12 protein-coding genes are annotated in these 15953 nt (G+C 72.6%); 9 read left to right on the top strand and 3 right to left on the bottom strand.

The window, feature by feature from the left end; translation table 11 throughout:
- A partial coding sequence (locus MNY62_RS23555; protein WP_242346776.1) for a type VI secretion system protein occupies positions 1 to 2174 on the bottom strand: 2174 nt, incomplete at its 3' end.
- Between the two features lie 61 nt (positions 2175 to 2235).
- On the opposite strand from MNY62_RS23555, the gene MNY62_RS23550 reads away from it, so the two are divergent.
- Positions 2236 to 2601, top strand: coding sequence for a TIGR02266 family protein (locus MNY62_RS23550; RefSeq protein ID WP_242346775.1), 366 nt, complete (start codon positions 2236 to 2238; stop codon positions 2599 to 2601).
- Positions 2602 to 2991: 390 nt separating this feature from the next.
- On the opposite strand, the gene MNY62_RS23545 is transcribed toward MNY62_RS23550, so the two are convergent.
- Together MNY62_RS23545 and cglC are read right to left on the bottom strand one after the other, a co-directional pair.
- Positions 2992 to 3450 (bottom strand): DUF192 domain-containing protein, encoded by a 459-nt coding sequence (locus MNY62_RS23545; RefSeq protein ID WP_242346777.1) that lies wholly within the window; start codon positions 3448 to 3450, stop codon positions 2992 to 2994.
- A 2-nt stretch (positions 3451 to 3452) separates the two neighbouring features.
- Entirely contained in the window at positions 3453 to 3890 is a 438-nt protein-coding gene (cglC, locus tag MNY62_RS23540) for an adventurous gliding motility lipoprotein CglC (protein WP_242346774.1), read from the bottom strand.
- 179 nt (positions 3891 to 4069) lie between these two features.
- Here cglC and MNY62_RS23535 point away from each other — a divergent pair, with 179 nt between their 5' ends.
- From MNY62_RS23535 to cglE, 8 genes are all read left to right on the top strand, one after another.
- Positions 4070 to 4933 carry an outer membrane beta-barrel domain-containing protein gene (locus MNY62_RS23535; RefSeq protein WP_242346773.1) on the top strand — a complete coding sequence of 288 codons (864 nt, stop codon included), beginning with the start codon at positions 4070 to 4072 and terminating at the stop codon, positions 4931 to 4933.
- Entirely contained in the window at positions 4930 to 5694 is a 765-nt protein-coding gene (locus tag MNY62_RS23530) for an outer membrane beta-barrel domain-containing protein (RefSeq protein WP_242346772.1), read from the top strand. Before MNY62_RS23535 ends, MNY62_RS23530 begins: the two co-directional genes overlap by 4 nt.
- Positions 5695 to 5702: 8 nt before the next feature.
- The gene (gene gltC / locus MNY62_RS23525; RefSeq protein WP_242346771.1) at positions 5703 to 7652 is read left to right on the top strand and encodes an adventurous gliding motility protein GltC; all 1950 of its coding nucleotides are present in this window, start codon (positions 5703 to 5705) and stop codon (positions 7650 to 7652) included.
- A 22-nt stretch (positions 7653 to 7674) separates the two neighbouring features.
- Positions 7675 to 11172: a tetratricopeptide repeat protein gene (locus MNY62_RS23520; protein ID WP_242346770.1), complete on the top strand. Its 3498-nt coding sequence runs from the start codon at positions 7675 to 7677 to the stop codon at positions 11170 to 11172.
- The gene (gltE, locus tag MNY62_RS23515; RefSeq protein WP_242346769.1) at positions 11169 to 12506 is read left to right on the top strand and encodes an adventurous gliding motility TPR repeat lipoprotein GltE; all 1338 of its coding nucleotides are present in this window, start codon (positions 11169 to 11171) and stop codon (positions 12504 to 12506) included. Before MNY62_RS23520 ends, gltE begins: the two co-directional genes overlap by 4 nt.
- Positions 12507 to 12577: 71 nt before the next feature.
- A complete protein-coding gene (cglF, locus tag MNY62_RS23510; protein ID WP_242346768.1) occupies positions 12578 to 12853 on the top strand; it encodes an adventurous gliding motility protein CglF in 276 nt (91 codons plus the stop codon).
- A 6-nt stretch (positions 12854 to 12859) separates the two neighbouring features.
- Positions 12860 to 14860, top strand: coding sequence for an adventurous gliding motility protein GltG (gene gltG, locus MNY62_RS23505; RefSeq protein WP_242346767.1), 2001 nt, complete (start codon positions 12860 to 12862; stop codon positions 14858 to 14860).
- 10 nt (positions 14861 to 14870) lie between these two features.
- A complete protein-coding gene (cglE, locus tag MNY62_RS23500) occupies positions 14871 to 15488 on the top strand; it encodes an adventurous gliding motility protein CglE (protein ID WP_242346766.1) in 618 nt (205 codons plus the stop codon).
- The last annotated feature ends 465 nt before the right edge of the window (positions 15489 to 15953 follow it).

Here is a 15953-nt window from a genome sequence, read left to right as displayed (position 1 = left end):
AGCTCCGCCCCTCCCGCCCGCGTGTCCCCGGACAGGCAGCACGCCTCGGCGTGAAGCGCGCGCGCCTCGGCGGCGAGCGCCGGGGGGAGCGGGCCCGCGTCCGCGCGCGAGAGCTCGGGCAGCGCCGCGCCCGCCTCGCCGCGGGAGTAGAGGGCGCGCCCGAGGAGGTAGGCGGAGAGCGGCCCCGGGACGCGCGCCACCCGCGCGAGGGCGAGCGCGGGGTCGCCGTCGCCGAGGAGGTAGGGGCGCGCCGCCGCGCCGAGCGCCGGGGCCGCCGCTGCCGCGCGCTTGGCCTCGAGGAGTCGCGCCTCCGCGCGATCCGGGTGCGCCGCGAGCGCGCTCGCCCAGGCGCGATCCGCGGCGGAGAGGTCGCCGCGTCGCCAGGCGAGATCGCCCTCTGCGGAGGCGATCGCGGCCCGGAGCGCGCCGTCCTCCGGAGCGGCCCGGGCGCGCGCCGCGGCGAACGCCGCCGCCGCCCCATCGAGATCCCCGCCGCGGGCGAGCGCGTCCCCCGCCGCCTTCTCCGCGCCGGCGGCCTCGCCGAACGTGCCGAAGCGGCGCCACAGCCGGCACGCCTCCGCGGTGCGCCCGCTCCCGGCTGCGCCCGCCGCGTCGAGCGCGATCGCCGCCGCCTCGCGCGCGCAGCGCCGCGCGAAGAGGCTCGTCCGCCCGAGCCGTGCGCGCGCGGCGGCCTCGAGCCCCGGCGGCACCGTCACCCCGTCGAGGAACGACTGCCACTCGGCGACGAGCGCGTCGAGGGGCGCGCCGAACGCAGCGGCGAGGTCGCCGTCGCGGTACGCGCGGGCGAGCTTCGCCGCGCCGTGCCGCTCGAGCAGGAACGCGAGGAAGCTCCCCGACGCCGTGTAGGCGCGGGCCGGCGCCTGCGTCCAGAACCCCGCCGGCCCGACGATGGCCGCGACGTCGGGCAGGAGGTGCAGGTCGCGGGCCGCGCGCGACCACTCGTGGATCGTCCAGTCGCCGCGCGGGATCTCGAGCGCGACGGCGAGCCCCTCCACGAGCCCGGCGGACGGGAGGAGGCCGGCGCGCGCCGGGACCCGGAGCGGCCCGCGCGCGATCGCCCCCGCCAGCGCGTGGACGAGCTCGTGCCGCAGCACGGGGTGCGGCAAGGGCGCGTCGACGACGTGCGCCTCCGCGAGCCAGGGCTTCGCGTACTCCGTCGCCGCCGCGCCGACGAGGCGGCGCTTCTCCGCGGCGCTGCGGTACACGAACACCGTCACGTGCGGCGGGGTCTCGAGCCCGAGCACGCGCGCCAGGTCCGCCGCGTTGAACTCGCACTCGGCGAGGAGCCCGTCCGCCGCCGCCGCGGGCTTCTCGGCCGGGAGGTGGAGCGTGCAGCGCGGCCCGTCGCGCCGGCCGCCCAGCGCGCGGGCGATCGCGGCCCGATCGCCGGAGAGCGCGAGCGCGTCCCGGGTGGCGCGCGCGCCCGCCACTGCGCCGGCGGCGACGAGGAGCGCCACGAGCGGCGCGGCGGCCGCGCGGAGCCCGGCGCGGCGCGTGCGGACGACCGCCTCGGCGACCGCGACGAGCGCCGCCGCCCAGGCGGCGGCCTCTCCGCGGAAGAGCAGGAGGCGCGCGTCGATCGGGAGCGCCTCGTCGTACAGCGGGCCGGGCCAGGCGCCGAGGAGGGGATCGAAGAGGAAGGCTGCCGGGCCTCGATAGGCGGCGCGGAGCGTCCAGGCGAGCGCGCCGACCAGCGCCGCCGAGTAGAGGGCCGCCGTCGAGGGCGCGCGCCCGCGCGCGGCGAAGGCGGCGAGCGTCGCGATCGCGGCCGCGAGGAGCGCGGAGGGGAGGGCGAGCAGCGGGAAGAAGGCGGCCGCCTTCGTGAGCGCGCTGCAGGGCCCGATCGCGGCCCGGGCCACGCTCCCGGCGAAGAGGAGGGCGAGGAGCGCGGACGCGACCAGAGCGGCGCCCCCGAACGCGGCGGCGGGGGACGGTTCGGGGCGGCTCCGCTCGATCCGCACGGCGGCGAGCGCGAGGAGCGGGGCGAGCGCCGCCGCGAGGAGCGCGCCCGCCTCGCCGAGCTCGTACCCGGGCGCGTCGAGGAGGGGCAGCGAGCCCGCCGCGAACCCGAGGGCAAGCAGGGCGAGGGCGCCCGCGCGGACGGCGCGGCGGCGCGCGAGGGCGGCGGCGATGTGGAGGAAGGGCGGCTCCACGAGAGGGCCTCTGCCGGCGCGTGCTGTCGGCCGCGCCGGCTCCGGGATAACATGGCGCGAGATGATGGAGAACCGCGAGCACGCCCGCGCGCCGATCGAGCTCAAGGTCGACTACAAGAAGCTGAACAGCTTCTTCGCCGACTATACGAAGAACATCTCGAAGGGCGGCACGTTCATCAAGACGCGCAAGGCGCTCCCGGTGGGCACCCGGTTCCTGTTCCGTCTCACCATCCCGGGGCGCCCGGCGCCGTTCGAGCTCTCGGGCGAGGTGGTCCACGCGGCCACGGGCGGCGACGCGCCGGGGATGGGGATCCGCTTCGTCTGGGCGGATTCGCGCGACCGCGGCGCGTTCGAGACCACGGTCGAGGGCCTCATGTCCGAGAGCCTCGGCCCGCAGCTCGCGAAGAAGCTCTTGCGCAAGGCGTGACGGGCAGAGAACGCTCGTCGGCGGGCGGGTTCGCCGGGAGCTTTCACCGCGGCCGGGGTGGGGGCCCCGGGGGGGGCGGGGGGGCTGGGGCCGCTGCCCCCCCCGGCGGGGAACGGTCGCGAACCCGCGAAGCGGGCGCGACCGTTCACGGGACCCGCCGAGCAGGGGTGGGGCCCCGGCGACGGCGGTCAGCCGTCGGCGGGGCGGGGACGCAGTCCCGAACGATCGAAGCTTCGCCAGCAGGCGAGCGAAGCAAGCCCGCCGGGGCGCCACCGCGTTCGCGGCGAAGCCGCCACGCGCTGGCGCACGGGACCCGGCGAGCAGGAGTGGGGCCCCGGCGACGGCGGTCAGCCGTCGACGGGGCGGGGACGCAGTCCCCGTGAGATCGTCTCAGAACCGCGGCACGTTCTCGAACCGCACCCGGTCGCCGGCGCGGACGCCGCGCGCCGCGCACCAGCCCCCGTTCACCTCGAGCACGTAACGGCTCGGCGCGCCCACCTCGCGCAGCGTCGTCGTCCGGGGCGCGGCGCTCTCGACGATCCCGACGATCCGGCCGTCGTCGCCGATGAAGATCATGTCGAGCGGGATGAGGGTGTTCTTCATCCAGAAGCCGTGGACCTCGCTCTCCTCGAAGAGGAAGAGCATGCCCGCTTCCGGGTCGAGCCGCTCCCGCCACATGAGCCCGCGCGCGCGCTCGGCGTCGTTGCGTGCGAGCTCCACGCGGACCGGGTGGTGCGCGCCGGCGGAGGTCTCCACGACCACGCGGGCGGCGGGCGCGGGCGAGTCGGGCCCCTTGGCGTTCACGCAGCAGAGGGCGAGGAGCGCCGGGAGAGCGCGCGCGAGGCGCACCGTCAACGCGGCACGACGCAGTAGGACGAGAAAGCGATGTCGCCGAGGTAGCGCTCGCGCACCGCGGGGTCGAGCGTGGCGAGGAAGTTCTCGTCCGGCAGGAGGATGTCGCAGACGAGCCCCGTCTCGCTCGTGTAGCAGTCCTTGTTCGAGACGCACGGCTTGGAGCAGTAGCCGCAGTTCTCCCCGTTCGCCGCCGTGCAGCGGTCGGCGTACCGCGAGCCCGCGGCCGCCGGCGAGACGATGCAGACGAGGTCGTCGCAGGCGGGGTTGCCGGACTGGAAGTAGTCGCCCTTCGCGTCCGTCGGAGTCGGGCGAGGGAGCGAGCTGTCACTTCCCCACTGCAGCGTGCACGGCTCGCCGACGTCGGGGTTCTGGCAAGCGGCGAACGCGAGGGTGGAGGCGAGCGCGACGGCGAGCTTGGAGGCGGCGGAGCGCATGGGTCGCGGAATCGTTAGCACGCGCTCTGCCCTCCGACAAGCTGGCGTCCAGGGAGGCGGTCGAGCGCCGACAGCGGCGTACAGCCGCGTACCGACGCGGTTTTCTCGCGGGTCGGTTCGTTGCCCCTCCACCGCCCTTTGGCTAGGATGCCCACCGGGCGCTGCCCACGCCACCTCATATGAGAACGCTCCTCGCCACCTGGCTAGCGGTCGTGCTCTCTCCTGCTTGGACGTTCGCGCAGGAGGTGCCCGGCATCGATCTCACCCAGCCTCCGCCTCAGGAGGCTCCGGAGCAGCGGCCGCCCTCCGATGCGGAGGAGCAGCCGCCGATCGACCTCTCCAAGCCCGGCGGTGCGCGGGCGGGCGAGCGGCCGGCGGCGGCTCCCGAGAAGGAGAAGCAGGGGAAGCGGCCGCTCCTGCCCTTCACGGACGAGGACGTCGCGCTCGGCGACCGCGTGAAGGCGGTCCAGCGCAAGGGCTTCCTGAAGCGCGGCCGGCTCGAGCTCACGCCGATGTTCTCGGCGACGGTGAACGACGCCTTCTACCAGAAGTTCGGCGGCGGCCTGCGGCTCGCCTACAACCTGCAGGACAGCTTCGCGCTCGCCCTGCGCGGCACGTACTACGAGCGGCTGCGCACCGACAACGTGCGCGAGGGCAAGATCGCGTTCCAGAGCCAGCTGCTCACGTCCCAGCTTTACGGGCAGGCGATGGTCGACGGCATCTGGTCGCCAGTGTACGGCAAGGCCTCGATCCTCGGCTCGGACATCCTCCACTTCGACGTCTTCCTCGCGGCGGGCTTCGGCCTCGTCTGGAGCGCGACGAGCCTCGAGCCGCGCAAGGAGGGGCCGCACCTCGCGACGGATCTCGGCGGCGGCGTCCGCTTCTATCCGAAGGAATGGCTCGCCTTCGAGCTCGGGCTCATGGCGACGCTCTACCCGGACCAGCCCATCCTCTCGGTGCCCGGGACCGTGCAGAGCGTGTTCGTGGCCAACGTCGGCCTGTCGTTCTTCTTCCCCCCGCGCTTCGAGTACGTCTACCCATGACCGCGCGCCGCGCCAGAAGCAGCGTCCTCGCGCTCGTCGCGCTCGCCGCGCTCGCCGCGGCCGCGCCCCGGGCCGCCCTCGCCCAGACCAAGGCCGACGCCTTCGCGGGGAAGATCCCGCCCGTCTCCGGCCAGCTCTACCGGAAGGCGGGCCGGTTCGAGCTCACCGCGACCGGCGACCTGTCGCTGAACGACGCCTTCTACTCCAAGTACTTCGGCGGCCTGAAGCTCGGGTACCACCTCACCGAGGCCTGGTCCGTCTCCGCGCAGGGCGCCCTCGGCGCCACCGCGCGAACCGGCTCCGCCGTGGTCTGCCCCAAGAACAGCGGCTGCGTCGACGCGAACGACGCCATGCTGCTGCAGGTGCCCGGCAAGCTGCGCCGGATCGTCGGCGCCGAGATCGCCTGGGCGCCGGTGTACGGCAAGCTCAACGTGTTCGCGGAGAAGGTCGCGCACTTCGACCTGTCGATCCTGGCGGGCGCCGACCTCATCTCGCACGACGAGGTCCTCGGGCCGACGGACGCCGCCGCGCTGGCGGCGAGCGGGAAGGACCCGGCGCTCGTCAGCACGGTCGGCGGCCACGTGGGGCTCGGGGCGCGCCTGTTCCTCAAGGAATGGCTGGCCCTCCGCCTCGAGGTGAAGGACTACGTGTACGGCGTGGAGGTGCCGAACAACGGGGCCGGCAAGGACTGGCAGAACCAGATCTTCACCGAGCTCGGCCTCTCCGTCTTCCTCCCGTTCGGCAACCGTCCGCTCCCGTGAGCCCGCCCATGACGCGCCCGACCTGCCACCGTCTGTCGTCGAAGGGCCGCCTGGCCGTCCTCCTGGCCGCGCTTCTCGCCGCGCCCGCCGCGCGCGCGCAGCTCGGGATCGACCTCTCCGCGCCGAAGAAGGAGGAGACGAAGCCGGCCAAGAAGAAGGCTCAGGCGACGAAGAAGAAGAAGCCCGCGCCCAAGGCGGCGCCCTCGTCGCCGAAGCGCGAGGAGGCGCCCCTGCCGCTCCCCGAGCCCACGCCCGAGCCCGAGAAGCCGGTCGAGGCGCTCCCCGGCGAACCGCCGGAGCAGCCCGCGGCCCGCGCCCCGGAGGCGCCGCCGCCGCAGGAGCTCCCCGGCCTCAAGCTCGCGCCAGCCGATCCCAAGGCCACCGCGATCGCGAAGGAGCGCCTCGCCGCGGCGAAGAAGCTCCTCGACGAGAAGGCGACCGAGACGGCGGCGCTGGCGTTCGACCAGATCCTGCGCGAGCCCACCTTCCGCGAGGTCCACGACGAGGCGCGCTACCAGCGCGCGAAGGCGCTCGTGCGCATGGGGCTCAACCACTCCGCCCTCGCCTCGTTCGACGAGATCCTGGAGAAGGGCCCGCGCGGCTCGCGCTTCTACCACTCCGCGCTGGAGTGGGTGTTCCACGTCGGCCGCAAGCTCAAGAACGAGCAGCCCGTGCTGAACCGCGTCGCCCGGCACGCGCAGTGGGGCTTCCCGCCCGCGTACGAGGACCGCTTCCACTTCCTGCTCGCGAAGTACGAGTTCGAGCGCGGCCGCGCGCTCGCCGACGCCGGTCGCGCGGCCGACGCGAAGGCGGCCTGGGCCGAGTCGCGCAAGCTCGTGTCGCTCGTACGCCGCGAGGCGGGGGCGGCGCCCCCCGTGCCGTCCGACGCGCCCTCCGCCGGCGAGGACGCGGGCGACATCTACGCGAAGGCGCGCTTCGTCGACGGCCTCGTGCTGTTCGCGCAGGGCGAGGACCAGGCCTCGGTCGAGGCGTTCAAGGAGGTCATCCGCCTCACGAACCCGAAGCGCGGCCGCCACCCGGACCCGGAGCTGCGCGAGCTCGCGTTCCTGCAGCTCGCGCGCATCCACTACCAGAACCGGCAGAACCGCTACGCCATCTGGTACTACGGCAAGATGCCCTGGGGCGGGGAGCGCTGGCTCGAGGGGCTGTGGGAGGCGTCGTACGCCCACTACCGGATCGGGGATTACGAGAAGACCCTCGGCAACCTCCTCACGCTCCAGTCGCCGTACTTCCAGGACGAGTACTTCCCCGAGTCGTACGTGCTCGAGGCGATCGTCTACTACGAGAACTGCCGCTACCCCGAGGCGCGCCGCGTGCTCGAGTCCTTCTCGCGGCTCTACGAGCCCGTGTACGAGGAGCTCGCGGCGATCACCACGCGGCCGCAGACGCCGGAGGCGTACTTCGAGGTCATCGAGCAGTCGCCGCACGGCAAGGGCGGCGCGATCATGCGCCGGATCCTGAAGGTCGCCTACACGGACCAGAACATCCGCCGCCTCGCCGAGTCGATCGGCGAGATCGACGACGAGACGGACGCGGGCATCGCGGGGCGGCGCCCGGAGTTCCGCGAGTCGGCGCTCGCGAAGGACCTGCTCGAGAAGCTCCGCGCGGACAAGGCGGCGCTCGTCCAGGAGGCTGGTGCGCGCGCGCGCGGCAAGCTCGAGTACGAGCGCGACTCCCTCCGGACCTTGCTCGCGCAGGCACTGCGGATCCAGATCGAGGTGTCGCGCAAGGAGCGGGAGGTCCTCGAGGGCGCGCTCGCGCGGGGGAGCCAGGTGGAGGTCGTCCGGGATCTCAAGTACTCGACCGCCGTCTCGGACGAGCACCTCTACTGGCCCTACGAGGGCGAGTTCTGGCGCGACGAGCTCGGCACGTACTCGTACACGCTCACCAAGGGCTGCAAGGATCGCCTGCCGCGGTCCCGCGCCGCGGCCCGGTAGAAGTCCGAGAGGAGCCTCGAGGATGCATCGTGCTCTCGTCGCTGGCGTCGCCCTGGCGCTCGGCATTTCCACGGCCGGTGCGGATTCGAAGGCCCCGCCCCGCGAGGCCGACCTCGGCCAGAAGCGCTCGGTCGCGCCGGACGCCGCCCTCGGCGGCACCCTCGAGGCGGCGCGCCCCGGGGCGAAGGACGCCGGCGGCCCGGCGCTCGCCTTCGAGGCGTTCCGCAAGACCATCGAGGTCCAGGTCTCGGACAAGCGGCGCGAGGAGATCGCCTCCCTCCGCAAGCTCATCGACCTCGGCGGCGGCTCCGAGGTCGAGACGCCCCAGTGGTACTTCCGGCTCGCCGAGCTGCTGTGGGAGGAGTCGCAGTACTTCTTCTTCGAGGCGAACCGCCGCGACGATCAGCTCATCGCGCTCGGCAAGGGGAACCCGGCCGAGACCGCGCGGCTCCAGGCGGAGAAGACCGACCTCGAAGGTCAGTCCCGAAAGCTCCAGGGGCAGGCGGTCGCCCTCTACAAGGCGATCATCGCGAAGTACCCGAAGTACCCGCGCCTCGACGAGGTGCTCTACTTCCTCGCCGAGAACCTCTCGCAGCACGATCGCTTCGATCCCGACGCGCTCAAGGCCTACCGCGCGCTCATCCAGCGCTTCCCGAACTCGCGCTACGTGCCGGACGCGTGGATGGCGTTCGGCGAGTACTACTTCGAGAAGGCCAACAAGGCGGACCGCACCGGCAACCTGAAGCAGGCGCTCGAGTCCTACAAGAAGGCGGCGGAGTACCAGGAGAGCTCGGTCTACGCCTACGCGCTCTACAAGCAGGGCTGGGTGCACTACAACCTCGGCGAGTACGACCAGTCGCTCGAGCTGTTCCGCGCCGTCATCTACTTCGGCGAGCTGCCGACCAGCACCGTCCCCGCGGACAAGAAGCTCGCGCTCGTGAAGGAGGCGCGGAAGGACTACGTCCGCACCTACAGCCACGTCGGCTCGGCCGAGGCGGCCGCGGAGGAGTTCCGGCGCGTCGGCGGCGAGAAGGGCTGGTGGGACATGCTCCGGTCCCTCGCCGACCTCTACTACGGCGACGGCAAGGACCGGGACGCGATCCTCGTGTACGCGCGACTCATCCGCGAGAAGCCGCTCTCGCCGGAGTCGCCCTTCTACCAGTCGCGCATCGTGACGTCCGCCGGGCGCATGGGCCGCAAGGAGGCGGCGGTCCAGCAGGCCCACGTGTTCGTGAAGATGCTGCGCGACATCGAGGCGTCGCCGGCGGCGAAGGACGAGAAGAGCAAGAAGGCGCTCTCCGAGGCGCGCCGGGACGCCGAGCAGACCCTGCGCGTGCTCGCGGTGCAGTACCACAACGAGTGGAAGAAGACGCGCGACGAGCCGGTGGCCGCGTACGCCGCGGCGGTGTACCGCGACTACCTCGACGTGTTCCCGAACGAGCCCACCGCGTACGAGATGCGCTTCTTCCACGCGGAGCTCCGCTACGCGCTCGCCGACTTCGAGGGCGCGGGCGCGGAGTACGAGCAGGTCGCCCTCCAGGACGTGAAGGCGATCGAGGCGAAGCCGCCCGCGAAGCCCGGCAAGTTCTTCAAGGACGCGCTCGAGAACGCGGTCTTCGCGTGGGACCTCGTCGCGAAGAAGCTCGACGAGACCGAGAAGCGCGTCCCCACCGATCCCAAGAAGCGCCTCCCGCTCGCGCCGCCGCGCCAGAAGCTCCTCGCGGCCTGCGAGCGGTACCTCCGGTACCAGCCGAAGGGCGAGAAGTGGGTCGAGATCGCCTACAAGGCGGCCAACATCCACTACCGCCACAACGCGTTCGCCGAGGCGACCGACCTCTTCACGCGCATCGCGCTCGATCACCCCGACCACGAGCTCGCCGGCTACTCGACGAACCTCGTCCTCGACGCCTACAACCTGCTCGGCGACTGGCGGAACGTGAACGGCTGGGCGAAGCGCTTCTACTCGAACGCGGCGCTCCTCAAGGCGCACCCCGCGCTCAAGGACGACCTCGCGCGCGTCATCGAGCAGAGCGCGTTCAAGATCATCGAGGAGCGCGAGCGGGCGCGCGACTACGAGGCGGCGGCCGAGGAGTACATCGCGTTCTCGCGCGACTGGCCTCAGTCGCGCCTCGCCCCGACCGCGCTCTACAACGCCTCCGTCGACTACGGCCGGGCGCACCGGCTCGACAAGGCGATGGAGGTCCGCGAGCAGTTCCTGCAGCGCTACCCGGGCAACGAGCTCGCGCCGAAGTCGCTCTACGACAACGCCGAGGCGTTCGAGGCGATCGCCGACTTCGCGAGGGCGGCCGACCTGTACGAGCGCTACTTCCGCGAGTGGAAGCGCACGGCCGGCGAGCCGCGCGGCAAGGGCGGGCGGGGAAAGCCCGCCGAGCCGCAGGAGCGCACCGCGGCCTACGACGAGAAGAAGGCCAACGACGCCATCATCAACGCGGCGGTGTTCCGCGCGGGCCTCCGGGAGTGGGCGCGCGCGGAGGCGGCGAGCGAGGCCTACCTCGAGACCTGGCCGAAGGGCGCCGACGCTCCGCGCATGTTCCTCTCCCTCGCCGATCTCTACGGCAAGCGCGGCCAGCCCTCGAAGGAGCTGAAGCAGCTCGAGGAGTACCGCCAGCGCTACGCGCGGGATCCGGACGAGTGGCTCGCCATCACCCAGCGCGTGGCGAAGCTGTACGAGAAGGCGGGCAGCGCTCGCCTCGCGCGCGAGACCTACGAGGAGGCGCTCCACTACTGGAAGCGGAACCAGGGGCGCGTGAAGGACCGCGGCCTGCCGGTCGCCGCCCAGGCCATGTACCTCGAGCTCGAGCCCGAGTTCGCCGAGTACGAGCGCATCACCCTGAACGTCGCGCCGAAGCAGCTCAAGGCGCAGCTGCAGGTGAAGGGTCGCAAGCTGAAGCAGCTCGAGGGGGCGTACGGGCAGGTGGTGAAGCTCAAGCAGGCGGAGCCGGCCATCTGCGCGCTCTACAAGATCGGCCTCGGCTACAAGCGCTTCGCGCAGACGCTCTTCGACGCGCCGATACCGCGCGAGATCCGCGGGCAGCGGGCGCTCGTGGAGGAGTACAAGGCGCAGCTCGCGCAGGTCGCCGAGCCGCTCGAGCAGAAGGCGATCGAGGGGCTCGAGCTCGCCATGAACGCGTCGCGCGACTACGGCGTGGTGAACGACTGCGCCAAGCAGGCGACGGCGATCCTCGTGAAGTACAAGCCCGACGAGTACGGGCCGTCCCCCGAGGTGCTGCCCCGCATCGCGACGCCCGAGGCGCGCGACATGCCGAGCGGCTACGGCATCCTCGCGCAGATCCAGCCCGTCGCTCCCGCGGCGAAGCCGGCGCAGGTCCACCGCGCCGAGCCGGCGTTGCCGCCGCTCCGCGTGACGCCGGCGGCCCAGCGCAGCGAGGCGCGCGCGCCGTCGGCGGACCCGCAGCAACGCGCCGTGAAGGACGAGCCGCTGCCGTCGCGGAAGGACCGCAAGAAGGCCGACGACGAAGACGAGGACCTGCTGCCGTGACGACGACCCGACGACTCGTCCCCGCGATCCTGCTCGCCGGCGCGATCGGCTGCGCTGGATCCCGCCCGCGTCCCGCGGACGCCCCCCACGACCGCACCCGGCCGGCCACCTCCGCGCCGTCGGCCAGCTCCCCGGACGGCGACGCCGGCGGGGCGCGCGCCCAGCGGCTCTTCGCGGAGGCGCTGAAGGCGCAGGAGGATCAGCGCAAGCTCGGCGTCCCCACCGACTGGGCGCACCTCGAGCGCAAGTGGCGCACCGTGCTCGACGCCGAGGAGATCCCGGAGGCCCGCTACAACCTCGGCGTGTCGCTGGAGGGGCAGGGCGACGCCTCGGGCGCGCGGGCGGCGTACGAGCGCGCGCTCGCCGCGAAGCCCTCGCTCCGGCAGGCGGCCGTGAACCTCGGCGTGCTGCTCGAGAAGCAGGGCGACGTCCCCGCCGCCTCCGCCCTCTATGCCCGGATCGTCCGTGACTTCCCCGAGGACGCGATCGCGCGCGCCCGCCTCGCGGCGCTCTACCGCGCCTCGGGGCAGCTCGACGAGGCGTGGCGGCTCGCGCGCGAGGCGCTGCTCCGCGATTCGTCCTCGCTCGGCGCGAACAAGGTGCTCGCGCGCGTCGCGCTGCAGCGGAACGAGCTCGAGCTCGCGAACCTCATCGCGCTCCGCGCCCAGAAGCTCGACCCGAAGGACCCCGAGCTGCCCTGGGTGAGCGGGCAGGTGCTCGCCCGCCAGGGAGACGAGGCCGGGGCCGCGGCTCAGTACCGCAAGGCCCTCGCGCTCTCGGGGGACTACCTCCCGGCGCGGTATGCCCTGCTCGAGGCCGCCGCCCGGAAGCAGGCGTGGAGCGCGGTCGCGGAGCACGCGGCGGCCATCCTCCTGGTGGAGCCGAAGAACGCTCCTGTGCACCTCGCGCTCGGGGTGGCGAAGCGCCACCTCGGGAAGCCCGACGAGGCGCTCGCGTCCTACGGCCAGGCGGAGAAGCTTGCTGGAGACACGCTGCCCGAGGTGCACCTCGCGCGCGGGGTGCTCTACATGCGGGTGAAGAACGAGTGCCAGCCGGCCATCGAGGCCTTCCGCGCGTACGCGCGCGCTGCGGGGCCGGTCGCTGCCACCGACTCCCCTGCGCCGCGGCTCGAGCGCGAGTGCGTGCAGATCCTGGAGGAGAACCGGCGGGCGACCGAGGCGGCGAAGCAGATGCAGCTCGACGCCGAGCGCAAGGCCGCCGAGGAGGCGGCGAAGAAGGCCGGCCAGGGCGCGGTGAAGCCGCCCGGCGCGCAGGCGCCGGGTGCGGTCGATGCGGGCGCTGCGACCACATCCACGCAGGGCCCCGCGCGGTGAAGCGAGGAGGCGGGCGCTTCTTGCCCGCGCTGCCACGGTGGTAAGCTTTCGAGAGGAACGAGGTCCCGAAGATGCGTAACCTTCTCGCCGTCGCAGCGCTCGCGCTCCCGCTCGCCACGCTCGCCCAGTCGCGCGAGCCCGCGCAAGCGCAGCGGTCCGCGCAGGAGCCGAAGGTGGAGTACGAGAAGAAGACGGTCATCAACTTCGAGGACGACACGATCGAGGGCGACCTGAAGCGGCCCGACGGCGAGTACGTCGAGGCGCGTCGCAAGGTCGATCACTCGAACCTCATCAAGATCCGCGAGAACTGGCGCGACAAGGTGATGCAGGCGTCCGGCGACCTCTAGGAACCCATGGCCACCCCCATCACCCTCACGGTCTTCCGCGGCGACGAGCTCGTACGAAGCGAGCAGTTCAACCGCGAGATCATCAAGATCGGGCGCCTCGCCTCGGCGCACCTCTGCCTCGAGGACGACAAGATCTCCCGCATCCACTCGGTCATCGAGGTCGCGCCCGACGGCGCGATCTCGATCATCGACATGGGCAGCGCGGAGGGGACGTTCGTCAACGGCAAGAAGGTGAGCCGCGGCGCGCTGCGCGTGGGAGATCAGATCACGCTCGGCGGCCTGCGCATCGTGCTCGAGTCGCCCGACGCCCGCGCGGCGCTGTCGGAGGCGGCGGCGACGCCGAACCACGCCGTCGCCGCGCCGGCGGTCGCCGCCGCGGCCCCGGCCCGCGCGAACGGCGCGCACGCCAACGGCACCACGAACGGCAAGCCCGCCCACGCGGTCGAGGCGACCGCGCCGGCCGCGGTCGAGCCCGCCGCCGCCGCGCCATCCCCGGAGCCCTCCCCGGCGAGCGCCGCGCCCGTCTCCGTCTCCGCTCCGGCGCGGCCGGTGGCGCAGACCGCCGCGCCGGCCGCGCGCAAGCCCGTCCCGCGCACGCGCCGGGCCGCCGCCTCCGAGCTCGAGGACCTCTCCCGCGAGACCGATCTCGGCGTCGAGCTCCGCGTGCTGTGGGGCGACACGCTCCTCGAGGCCGGGACGTTCGTGCAGCCGAAGGGGCCGGTGCTCCTCGGCGAGAGCCCGAGGTGCGACGTCCGGCTCGAGGGGCTGCCCGTCGACGACTTCCCGGTCCTGCGCTTCGAGGACGGCGAGTACCGCTTCACCTTCCGCCGCGGCATGACGGGCGTCCTGGAGGAGAAGGCCGGCACCCAGACCTTCGGCGAGCTCGTGCGGGCCAGGAAGGCCGCCCAGGACGAGAAGGTCGAGGGCGCCTACTGGATCCCGGTCCCTCGCGCGGGCGCGGTCCGCGCGGAGATCGGCGCGCAGCTCGCGGTGGAGGCGCGGCCGAAGCGGCCAGAGCCGGTGAAGGGCGCGCCCTTCTGGGAGCGCATCAACTATCAGTTCCTGAACCTCTTCCTCGTCCTGTTCTTCGTGCAGGCCGGGTTCATGGTCGCGGCGAACAACTTCCCGTACGACACCGACGTCGTCGCGGACGACCTGTTCAAGAACCCCTCACGGATGGCGAAGTTCATCATCAAGGCTCCCGAGCCGCAGAAGAAGCTCGAGGCGCCCAAGGGCGAGAAGAAGGGCGATCCCGGCGAGATGGCCGAGAAGCACAAGGGCGAGGAGGGTCAGATGGGCAAGAAGGACGCCCCGAAGACCAACGCCCGCTCGGCCCCGAAGGCCATCGACCCGAACGCCAAGGAGATCGTGAAGAGCACCGGCCTGCTCGGCGTGCTCGGCCGGGGCGGCTCGGCGGGCCTCTCGACGGTGTTCGGCTCGGGGGGGCTCGGCGGCGACCTGAAGGGCGCCGTCGGCAACATGTTCGGGCCGGTCGTCGGCGACAGCTACGGGCTCGGCGGCCTCGGCATCCGCGGCTCGGGCAAGGGCGGCGGCGGCTCCGGCGAGACGATCGGCATCGGGGCGGTCGGCACGAAGGGTCGCGGCGGCGGCTACGCCGGATACGGCACGGGCGTCGGCGGCCTCGGCAAGAAGGGCGATCGCGACGTGAACGTCGCGACGGGGAACGCGGTGGTGATGGGCTCCATCGACAAGGAGCTCATCCGCAAGGTGATCCAGGATCACGCCGCGCAGATCCGCTATTGCTACGAGCAGCAGCTCCTGATCAATCCGAAGCTGCAGGGCAAGGTCTCCATCAAGTGGATCATCAACGGCGACGGGTCGGCGGCGAGCCCGCAGGTCGACGGCCCGGCGACGACGCTCGAAGACGCGAAGGTCCACGAGTGCATGATGTCCCGCATCACGAGCTGGCAGTTCCCGAAGCCCAAGGGCGGCGGCATCGCGGTGATCACCTACCCGTGGATCCTCCGCTCGTCGGGCGGGAATTAGGGAGACGGCCTTGAAGCGATTCGTCCTCGCCGTGGCGCTCGCGGCGCCCCTGTTCGCCCTCGCGCAGGAATCCGCCCCCGCGCTGCAGGAGGATCCGCGCGCGGCGCGGTTCCGCGACGTGGAGCGCGGCTTCTTCATCGGATTCGAGGTCGGCTACCTCGGCCTCCTCGACACACCGACCTCGGATCGCGCCAAGTTCCCGTACGCGGGGGAGGGCGGAGGACGGGCCGGGGGCCTGCTCGTCGGCGCGAACGTCGGCGTGGACCTGGGCCGCCGGATCTCGGTCTCGCTCTACGGCCAGGGAGGAAACGAGCGCGCGAACGACGATTACGGCGCCTTCAGCCTCTACAACGCGGGTCTCGACCTCCGCGTCGCGGTGCTCGGGGCGAAGGACCGGAACGACTTCGAGCGGTTCTACGTGTACCTGCACGGCCGCGGCGGCTACGCCCGCAGCTACCCCGAGGGCCTCTTCGGCAGCGACGACCTGGTGGTCGCCGGAGGGCCCGGGATCGAGTACTTCACGCGCCTCCGCCACTTCTCCGTGGGCCTCGCCGCGGACTACGTGTACGCGACCACGGCGAAGGCGAGCGGCTTCGCGATCTACCCGACCGTCCGCTACACGTTCTAGCGAGCGATCCGCTCCTCGAGAGGTCACGAGCTCGGCGCCGGAGACGGCGCCGATTTTTTTTCGAGTGCGGGATGGATCTCCGGAAAGGCCCGTGTTACATGCTCGCCCGCCGCGACGAGATGCAGCGCGCGGCGCGGTTCGAGGCGGAGTAGCTCTTCCTCGAACCCCCGGCGGGACGCGAGGGTGGCGGTAGGCGGCGTTCCGGCGGATGAGGCGAAGCGGCGCGAAGAAACATGGTTGACGCGCCCCGGAGCCGATGGTAGATACGCCGCCCTCGCTGACGGAACGGATTGTCCTCGCGACACCGCGCAAGTCAGGTCCGAGCCGGTAACGGTTCGGGCGGGTTCGTTCGGTCTTTGAAAACTGAATAGCAAGCCTACGACGGAATGCGGAACCGCATTCCTTGAGTTTGCAAACAATTCCGATGCATCACCATGCCAGTCGGCCTCGGAAGAGGCAGGCGGG

Source organism: Anaeromyxobacter terrae, assembly GCF_022690685.1.
Lineage (GTDB): Bacteria > Myxococcota > Myxococcia > Myxococcales > Anaeromyxobacteraceae > Anaeromyxobacter > Anaeromyxobacter terrae.
The sequence above is the reverse complement of the archived record's forward strand: the minus strand, read 5'-3'. Positions and strand labels throughout refer to the sequence as shown.

What these genes read in the sequence shown, in the direction of transcription:
- MNY62_RS23550 (WP_242346775.1), top strand. Translation starts at nt 2,236, where the DNA reads ATGATGGAGAACCGCGAGCACGCCCGCGCGCCGATCGAGCTCAAGGTC.
- cglC (WP_242346774.1), bottom strand. Translation starts at nt 3,890, where the DNA reads ATGCGCTCCGCCGCCTCCAAGCTCGCCGTCGCGCTCGCCTCCACCCTC.
- MNY62_RS23535 (WP_242346773.1), top strand. Translation starts at nt 4,070, where the DNA reads ATGAGAACGCTCCTCGCCACCTGGCTAGCGGTCGTGCTCTCTCCTGCT.
- MNY62_RS23530 (WP_242346772.1), top strand. Translation starts at nt 4,930, where the DNA reads ATGACCGCGCGCCGCGCCAGAAGCAGCGTCCTCGCGCTCGTCGCGCTC.
- gltC (WP_242346771.1), top strand. Translation starts at nt 5,703, where the DNA reads ATGACGCGCCCGACCTGCCACCGTCTGTCGTCGAAGGGCCGCCTGGCC.
- MNY62_RS23520 (WP_242346770.1), top strand. Translation starts at nt 7,675, where the DNA reads ATGCATCGTGCTCTCGTCGCTGGCGTCGCCCTGGCGCTCGGCATTTCC.
- cglF (WP_242346768.1), top strand. Translation starts at nt 12,578, where the DNA reads ATGCGTAACCTTCTCGCCGTCGCAGCGCTCGCGCTCCCGCTCGCCACG.
- gltG (WP_242346767.1), top strand. Translation starts at nt 12,860, where the DNA reads ATGGCCACCCCCATCACCCTCACGGTCTTCCGCGGCGACGAGCTCGTA.